Origin of the sequence: Pseudoalteromonas sp. SR45-4, assembly GCF_014163535.1 — a bacterium.
Classification (GTDB): domain Bacteria; phylum Pseudomonadota; class Gammaproteobacteria; order Enterobacterales; family Alteromonadaceae; genus Pseudoalteromonas; species Pseudoalteromonas nigrifaciens.
The window spans coordinates 43,451-50,606 of sequence record NZ_JACJDO010000029.1; the positions used below are offsets into that span (position 1 = coordinate 43,451).

Sequence of the window (7,156 nt, forward strand, 5' to 3'; positions counted from 1 at the left end):
TCAATAATGAAGAAACTATTTAAAGGTTTTGCTGTTGCAGCAGTACTAACTGTTTCTGCAGGTACCGCGCTTAATGCACACGCAAATACGAATGCATTAGATAAAATTCTTGAGCAAGTAAAGCAAGAGCGTATCTCTGAAGGTAAAATCAATAAGCAACGTGAGCAAGAGTTCTTATCAGAACGTGCTGACAAGCAATCATTACTTAATAAAGCGAAAAGCCAATTAGTTGCTGAAAAGTCACGTGGCGATCGTTTAACTAAAGAGTATGCACAAAACGAAAACACGCTAGCTGAGAAAGAGCAAGCACTACAAAATGCTCAAGGTACACTTGGTGAAATGTTTGGTGTTGTACGTCGTGCAGCTCAAGATGCTATCGGTTCTATCGAAGCGTCATTAGTAAGTGCTGAAAAGCCAGGTCGTGCTGAAGTATTACGTTCATTAGCTGCGGCTAAAGAGCTTCCTACAGTTCGTGAGTTAGAAGAGCTTTGGATTTCACTTCAAACTGAAATGACAGAGTCTGCTAAAGTTTCTACTTTTGAAACTGAAGTTGCTGGTCTTGACGGTAACCCGTCAATGAAAAAAGTAACACGTATTGGTAACTTTAACTTAGTTACAGATGACGGTTACTTAATTTATTCACCAGAAACAAAGTCGATTCAACCACTTGGTAAGCAGCCTGATAGCTACATTTTAGACGGTATTGCAGACCTTGAAAAAACATCACCTGACAACTATGCTGGTGTATATGTGGATCCAACACGTGGCGCGATTTTGCGTATTAACACTCAAAAAGCAACACTTATGGAATACTTCCATCAAGGTGGCGTAGTAGGTTACATAATTACTGCGTTGTTAGCTTTAGGTATGTTAATTACTCTAATTCGTTTTGTTGACCTTACGCTTACTACAAGCAAAATTAAGAGCCAACTTAAAAATGTTGCTACACCGAATACAAATAACCCATTGGGTCGTATTCTTAAAGTGTACCATGACAACAAGAATCAAGATGTTGAAAACCTTGAGCTTAAACTTGATGAAGCGATTCTTCGTGAAACGCCACGCATCGAAGCTGGTATCAACATTATCAAGATCCTTGCTGCAATCGCACCATTACTTGGTCTACTAGGTACAGTAATCGGTATGATATTAACGTTCCAAACAATCACATTGTTCGGTACGGGCGATCCGAAGATCATGGCTGGTAATATCTCTCTAGCACTTGTAACTACAGCGCTAGGTCTAATTGCTGCACTACCACTAATTCTACTTCACGCACTTGTAGCTGGTCGTAGTAAGTCGGTATTACACATCCTAGATGAGCAAAGCGCAGGTATCGTTGCGACTCACGCGGAGAAGGAGAAAGCCTAATGCTAGTCCTGATGGAGATATGGGAATCTATCAGGGATTTTGTTGGCACAGGCGGCCAGGTTTTATACGTGGTCGCGATAGCACTCTTTCTGATGTGGGTTTTAATGATTGAGCGCTATTGGTTCTTACTTGCAGAGTTTCCGCGTTTATCGCAAGAAATTATTGCAAAGTGGGATGCCCGCCAAGACACTACGTCTTGGTACGCACACAGAATCCGTGAAGCATGGATTTCTGAAGCGTCTGAAAAATTAGATCAGCGTATGTTGTTGATTAAAACATTAGTAGCTGTTTGTCCTTTAATAGGTTTGTTAGGTACTGTTACGGGTATGATTTCGGTTTTCGAAACCATGGCTAGTCAAGGTACTGGTAATGCACGATTAATGGCATCAGGTATTTCAATGGCAACAATCCCAACAATGGCTGGAATGGTTGCGGCACTATCTGGAGTGTTTTTTAGCTCACGTCTTGAGACAAAAGCTAAAATGGTGAAAGCCAAACTTGTAGATAACATGCCTCATCACTAGAGAGAGAATTAAATATGGCACGTAAACAACGTTTTCGTGAAGAAGAAGAAGCAGCGGTCGATATGACGCCGATGCTTGACATCGTATTTATCATGCTTATTTTCTTTATCGTAACTACATCGTTCGTTAAAGAGGCTGGTATCGAGGTCAATAAACCAAAAGCTGCCCAAGCTACTAAGCAAAAAAATGCTAACATTTTTATTGCTATACGTAGTAACGGCGAAATCTGGGTTGATAAACAACAAATTGATGTTGAACGTATTTCAGCAAAAATTGAAAGTTTATTAGCAGAGCAACCTACCGAAGTTGTGATTATACAAGCTGATAAAGAAGCTAAGCACGGCACGGTAGTTAAAGTGATGGACCAGATTAAAGCGACGGGTGATAACCTAAGAATTTCAATCGCTGGAGATCAGTAATGATTCGTTTTCTGTTTTCACTGATTGCAGGTGGGGCAGTTACTTTCGGCTTGTTCTACTTCATGGCATTCCTCATCTCTGGTGGGGCTGACCGTAATACTGAACAAAAAGAGCAGATCATAGTCGAAATAATGACGAATCCGCCTGAATCTAAGGTGCAGGAAAGAAGGCGTGTTCCGCCTCCTCCTCCTCCACCGCCTAAGCAGCCGCCTAAACCGCAGCCGCCACAGCCGGAAAATAACAACCCTAATCCTGGTGGATTGTCATTTAATATGCCAAGCATCGATGTGGGAAGCACGGCAGGTGGACTAAGTGGTCCGGGTGCATTTGGACGAGATGGTGATGCGACACCTATCGTTCGAATTGAACCAAAATATCCAACGCAAGCAGCACGTGATGGTAGAGAAGGTTGGGTTCAACTTTCGTTCACTATCGATGAGTTAGGTGGCGTGGTTGACGTTGATGTAATTGACGCTGACCCAAAACGTGTCTTTGACCGTGAAGCTAAACGTGCATTGCGCAAGTGGAAGTACCGTCCTAAAATTATTGACGGTAAACCACAAAGACAAGTTGGTTTACAAGTTCAATTAGACTTTAAACTTAACCAAGGCAACTAAGGAGGCGAGTAATGAGAAATTTATCTAAAGTAACTGCTCTTGCAATTCTTATGTCTGTGTCGGGTGCAGCTTTGACTGCACCTGTTTTAGCGGCGCCAAATTACGCAAAAATTGAAGAGCGTAAAAAAGCAAAAACTAAAATCATGGGCGAGCGTACTGGTAAAAAGGTAATTAAAGCGTTTGACTTGTATAATGAAGATGATGTTGATGGTGCACTTGCTTTACTTAAAGAGTTAGATCCGTCTAACGATTTTGACAAAGCAACTGTAAATCGTTACTTAGGTAGTATGTATGCTCAAAAAGAGCAATACAAAACAGCCATTAAGTATATGAAAGCAGCGATTGCACCAGATGTATTAAACTTTGCCGATCAAGCACAGGGTTTAAAAACCTTAGGTGATATGTATGCAGGTACTGAGCAATATAGTGCTGCAAAAAAAGCCTACGCTGATTGGATGGACTTTACAGGTGAAGAAGATCCGAAAGTTTATACTCGTATTGCGCAAGCAAGTTACGAACTTAAACAGTTTAAGGATGTTATAGAACCTGCAGATAAAGCGATTAAGCTTGAAAAAGAGCCAACAAAAGCTCCTTATCAACTTAAGCTAGCTTCATATTTTGAACAAAAGCAGTATCAAAATATGGTTCAAGTTGCAGAAGAAATCGTTCGTGTATGGCCAGATGATAAAAAATCTTGGGTAGGCTTAGGTAAGTATTACTTACAAACTGAAGACTACAAAAAAGGCCTTGCAACTATGGAAGTTGCATACAAAAACGGTTACTTTGAGAACGAAGTTGAATACAAAGTACTAGCTAACTTTTATTCTTTAAACGAAATACCTTATAAAGCAGCATTAACGCTTGAAAAAGGTGTTAAAGAAGAAAAAGTACAACGCACTAAGCAAAATATTAGTGCAATTGCTAGTAACTACCATCGTTCAAAAGATATTGAAAAAGCCGCTAAGTATTACGAAGAAGCTGCAAAATTTGATAACGATGCTGAGCTTTATCGCAAAGCCGGTTCGTTACTTTTACAATCTGAAAACTTTAGCGCTGCAGTTGTTCGTTTGAACAAAGCACTAGAGTTAGGCTCTGATAAAAAGGGCACTATTTATTCAGATTTAGCTGAAGCGTACTACTACCAAGCTAAGTATAAGCAAGCACATGCTGCAATTACTAAAGCTATGGATGACCCTCGCACGCGTAAGTTTGCAAAAGGTTGGGCTACATATATTAAAGATAAAGCCGCTCGCAACGGTGTTAAAATTTAATTTTTAATGTATATTAGCAATTTTTAAAAAGCCCCATTGGGGCTTTTTTTATTGGGATGAACATGAACAAAACGCTTATTTTTTCATTTTTACTTTGTCTATTTTTGGCCTCTTGCTCTAAGCAACCACAGCAGTACACATCGTTTGATGAAGCGCAGCACGCATTAAAATCGCTTAACTTAGCTTTATATCAGCCAAAAAATAGTAAACACACAGGGCTGCGTAGTGAGCAATTGCCTTTTACAGATGCGTATTTAAAAAAACGCCACGCTATTTATCAAAGCTTAATGCAAATGCAACTAACCAAGCAGCAAACTGAGCAGGTTAACTATCTTGTTATTGCAGAGCGTTTTCCTGAGCGTTACTTTGCCTGGCCAGCACATACAAATGTTTTAGTTAATTTACTTAACTTAGCAAGTTCAGAAAGTGACTATCAAAATATAAGTAATTGGCTTGAATTTGTGCAGCGACAACTAGAAAGTGCGCAATTAAGCAATTTAAAGTTGAATAAAATTGAACACAATTTAATAAAAAATTATGTGCTTAGTGCACTAAACGATAAAAACATACCCAATAGCTTATTAGCTCAACTTAATATTTTAAAAGATTATTTAGTGCAATATAGCCCCAGAGGAAGTGTCGGGCTATATGGTTTAGCTAATGGCAGTGAGTGGTATCAAAGTAAGCTAAACTATTTTAGTGGTACAGTGCACTCTCCGCTAGAGTGGCTTACTATTATAAATGAGCAGTTAAAAGAGGAAAGTACACAACCAGCCAATCAGGAGGTTAGCCAAATTTATCCACAGTCATTTTTGGTGCAATTTACTAATGGGGATAAAGAGGTACCAGGTTTAGATTGGTTGTCGGGGTTTAGAAACTTACCCGCTATAGCTGAAAACAAATCACTTTTAGCGCAGCAAAAAACGCTAATGTTAGCAATGATGGAAACTGATGTTGGATTGCATATTCATGCGTGGACCTTGCCACAGGCAAAGGTTAACTTAATAAAGCGTTTAAACATTAGCGAAATAGATGCAACAAGATTAGTTAAAAACATAGTGCTTTACCCTGGGCAGGCATTTAGCTTTACTCAGCAATTACTTTAACTGCTCCAGCGACTTAACGTTGCTCAATGTGCGCTTTATTTAGCGCACTGTTCACAACGTTGTGTAGCTGGATCTAATTCGAGTAATGCTGTGGTTATAGGCTCTTCACAATCACAGCAATAACCGTACTGACCTATCTCAATTTGACTCACAGCAGCCTCTAAAGTGGTCATTCGTTGAATATATTCACCGTATTCGGGACCTAGTTTTTGCGCCGCCAAATCGAGCCACTCTGCATTGACTGTTTGCGTTAATAAAGATAATAAATGCTGATGAGATAGATGCGCTGATTGAGAAAGTAAGTTTAATATAGTTAATTTTACTTCCTCTATTTCATTAATTAACCTTTGCTGATGTTGCATCGTGTATAACCCCTTTATAATTAGCATTGAGCAATAGGGGTATTATCTAGGTAGATTTACTTACGCGTTATGATTTGCATCAAACTGTGGCGCTTTGGCATACTTACTTAGTACCTCTGCGACATCTTCTTTGGCCTTTAACCGGCGGATCTCGTCAAATAATGTTATTGCCTGTGGGTACTGACGCTTTAAGTAGCCTAACCACTGCTTAGTACGCGATGCAAAGTACTTTTCATCTTTAGCCGGGTCGTGATGAATAGCAGAATTTATTAAATGATAAAGAATATGCTCCCACTCGAGCCCTACATAATGTTCATTATTTATATTCGCTTTAATCTTTTTTGCTAAATCGGGATGAGATAACGCACCACGACCAAGCATTAAGTCGGTACAACCACTGCGTTTTTGGCACAACATAGCATCAGCTACTTGCCATATTTCGCCATTGGCCACAACCGCAATATCTTTATCTTTAATTAAAGGTGGGATCTTTTCCCAATAAGCAGGTGGGTTATAGCCATCACGTTTAGTGCGAGCATGAATTGCAATGCTACTTGCACCAGCGCTGACAACAGCATCTACTATTTCTTGGCTGTTACTGTCATCATCAAAACCAAGACGAATTTTTGCACTCACTTGATGCTTGCTATCAACGGCGTCTCTTACCGCTTTAATTATTTCATACATGTGCTCGGGATCTTTAAGCAGTACAGCTCCGCCTTTACTTTTATTAACAGTTTTTGCAGGGCAGCCAAAATTTAGGTCTATGCCATGGGAGCCCAAACTAATTGCTTTAACTGCATTTTCTGCAAGCGCACCTGCAACTTGACCTAATAACTGAATGCGTACCGGTGTACCAGCACTAGTGAGGCCATTATTGCTAAGTTCAGGACAGTAACGATAAAAAACTTTATCAGGTAAGCAAGCATCAACAACACGCACAAACTCAGTCACACATAAGTCAAAACCACCTATATTGGTAAGAAGTTGGCGCATTTTGAAGTCAACAACACCTTCCATCGGTGCTAAAACAAGTTTCATAGAAAGATTAATTATGGCTAAATAAAGGGATGTGTAGTGTAACCGTTAATCATAAATTGATAAATCCGTAATTACCGCGCATAGTTACTTTAGCCAAAAAGTTTACAATTAATTAAACTAAAATGAAATTTTTTATTTTTATACAGGTCTACTTAAATACATACTCGTATTTTCCAATTCTTTGGTTATACAATCTTATTAAAAAGAGAGTCATATAATGAATACAATCAAAAAAAGTTCAATCGCGTTAACACTAGGTGCAGTTGTTGTTGGCTCTGCAAGCTTTGTATCTGTGGATGTGCAAGCCAATCCTTTTGAGTTTCAACAAATGGTTACCGGCTATCAAATAGATGCTACCGAAGGTAAGTGTGGCGAAGGTAAGTGTGGCGAAGGTAAATGTGGCGGCGAAGCAAAAGCTAAAAAAGAAGGCAACTGTGGCGAAGCT

General features: G+C 39.5%; 8 protein-coding genes and 1 pseudogene. 7 read left to right on the plus strand and 2 right to left on the minus strand.

From position 1 onward, the window contains the following. The first annotated feature begins 6 nt into the window (after positions 1 to 6). The 6 genes from H5058_RS12635 to H5058_RS12660 all read left to right on the plus strand — a co-directional run bounded on the left by H5058_RS12635 (position 7) and on the right by H5058_RS12660 (position 5,308). Complete coding sequence (locus H5058_RS12635; protein WP_011327872.1) at positions 7 to 1,371, plus strand: MotA/TolQ/ExbB proton channel family protein; 1,365 nt, start codon at positions 7 to 9, stop codon at positions 1,369 to 1,371. Further along, on the plus strand, positions 1,371 to 1,895 hold the full coding sequence (locus H5058_RS12640; RefSeq protein WP_011327873.1) for a MotA/TolQ/ExbB proton channel family protein: 525 nt from the start codon (positions 1,371 to 1,373) through the stop codon (positions 1,893 to 1,895). Before H5058_RS12635 ends, H5058_RS12640 begins: the two co-directional genes overlap by 1 nt. Before the next feature lie 14 nt (positions 1,896 to 1,909). Further along, a complete protein-coding gene (locus H5058_RS12645; protein WP_007583867.1) occupies positions 1,910 to 2,314 on the plus strand; it encodes a biopolymer transporter ExbD in 405 nt (134 codons plus the stop codon). Further along, a complete protein-coding gene (locus H5058_RS12650) occupies positions 2,314 to 2,931 on the plus strand; it encodes an energy transducer TonB (RefSeq protein ID WP_011327875.1) in 618 nt (205 codons plus the stop codon). The genes H5058_RS12645 and H5058_RS12650 overlap by 1 nt, the downstream gene beginning before the upstream one ends. Before the next feature lie 11 nt (positions 2,932 to 2,942). Then, positions 2,943 to 4,202: a lipopolysaccharide assembly protein LapB gene (locus H5058_RS12655; RefSeq protein WP_011327876.1), complete on the plus strand. Its 1,260-nt coding sequence runs from the start codon at positions 2,943 to 2,945 to the stop codon at positions 4,200 to 4,202. Between the two features lie 62 nt (positions 4,203 to 4,264). Beyond that, on the plus strand, positions 4,265 to 5,308 hold the full coding sequence (locus H5058_RS12660; protein ID WP_182678483.1) for a hypothetical protein: 1,044 nt from the start codon (positions 4,265 to 4,267) through the stop codon (positions 5,306 to 5,308). Between the two features lie 35 nt (positions 5,309 to 5,343). Here H5058_RS12660 and H5058_RS12665 read toward each other — a convergent pair whose 3' ends face one another. Both H5058_RS12665 and H5058_RS12670 read right to left on the minus strand, forming a co-directional pair. After that, the gene (locus H5058_RS12665) at positions 5,344 to 5,670 is read right to left on the minus strand and encodes a conjugal transfer protein TraR (protein ID WP_089368028.1); all 327 of its coding nucleotides are present in this window, start codon (positions 5,668 to 5,670) and stop codon (positions 5,344 to 5,346) included. Between the two features lie 60 nt (positions 5,671 to 5,730). Further along, the gene (locus H5058_RS12670; RefSeq protein WP_182678485.1) at positions 5,731 to 6,711 is read right to left on the minus strand and encodes a tRNA-dihydrouridine synthase; all 981 of its coding nucleotides are present in this window, start codon (positions 6,709 to 6,711) and stop codon (positions 5,731 to 5,733) included. Between the two features lie 217 nt (positions 6,712 to 6,928). Between H5058_RS12670 and H5058_RS12675 the strand changes: the two are divergent. Next, positions 6,929 to 7,156 (plus strand): annotated as a pseudogene (locus tag H5058_RS12675) (hypothetical protein); the annotation flags it as partial.

Excerpts from the sequence above, each read along its gene's own strand:
- H5058_RS12665 (WP_089368028.1), bottom strand. The coding sequence starts at position 5,670 with ATGCAACATCAGCAAAGGTTAATTAATGAAATAGAGGAAGTAAAATTA.
- H5058_RS12670 (WP_182678485.1), bottom strand. The coding sequence starts at position 6,711 with ATGAAACTTGTTTTAGCACCGATGGAAGGTGTTGTTGACTTCAAAATG.
- H5058_RS12655 (WP_011327876.1), top strand. The coding sequence starts at position 2,943 with ATGAGAAATTTATCTAAAGTAACTGCTCTTGCAATTCTTATGTCTGTG.
- H5058_RS12635 (WP_011327872.1), top strand. The coding sequence starts at position 7 with ATGAAGAAACTATTTAAAGGTTTTGCTGTTGCAGCAGTACTAACTGTT.
- H5058_RS12640 (WP_011327873.1), top strand. The coding sequence starts at position 1,371 with ATGCTAGTCCTGATGGAGATATGGGAATCTATCAGGGATTTTGTTGGC.
- H5058_RS12660 (WP_182678483.1), top strand. The coding sequence starts at position 4,265 with ATGAACAAAACGCTTATTTTTTCATTTTTACTTTGTCTATTTTTGGCC.
- H5058_RS12645 (WP_007583867.1), top strand. The coding sequence starts at position 1,910 with ATGGCACGTAAACAACGTTTTCGTGAAGAAGAAGAAGCAGCGGTCGAT.
- H5058_RS12650 (WP_011327875.1), top strand. The coding sequence starts at position 2,314 with ATGATTCGTTTTCTGTTTTCACTGATTGCAGGTGGGGCAGTTACTTTC.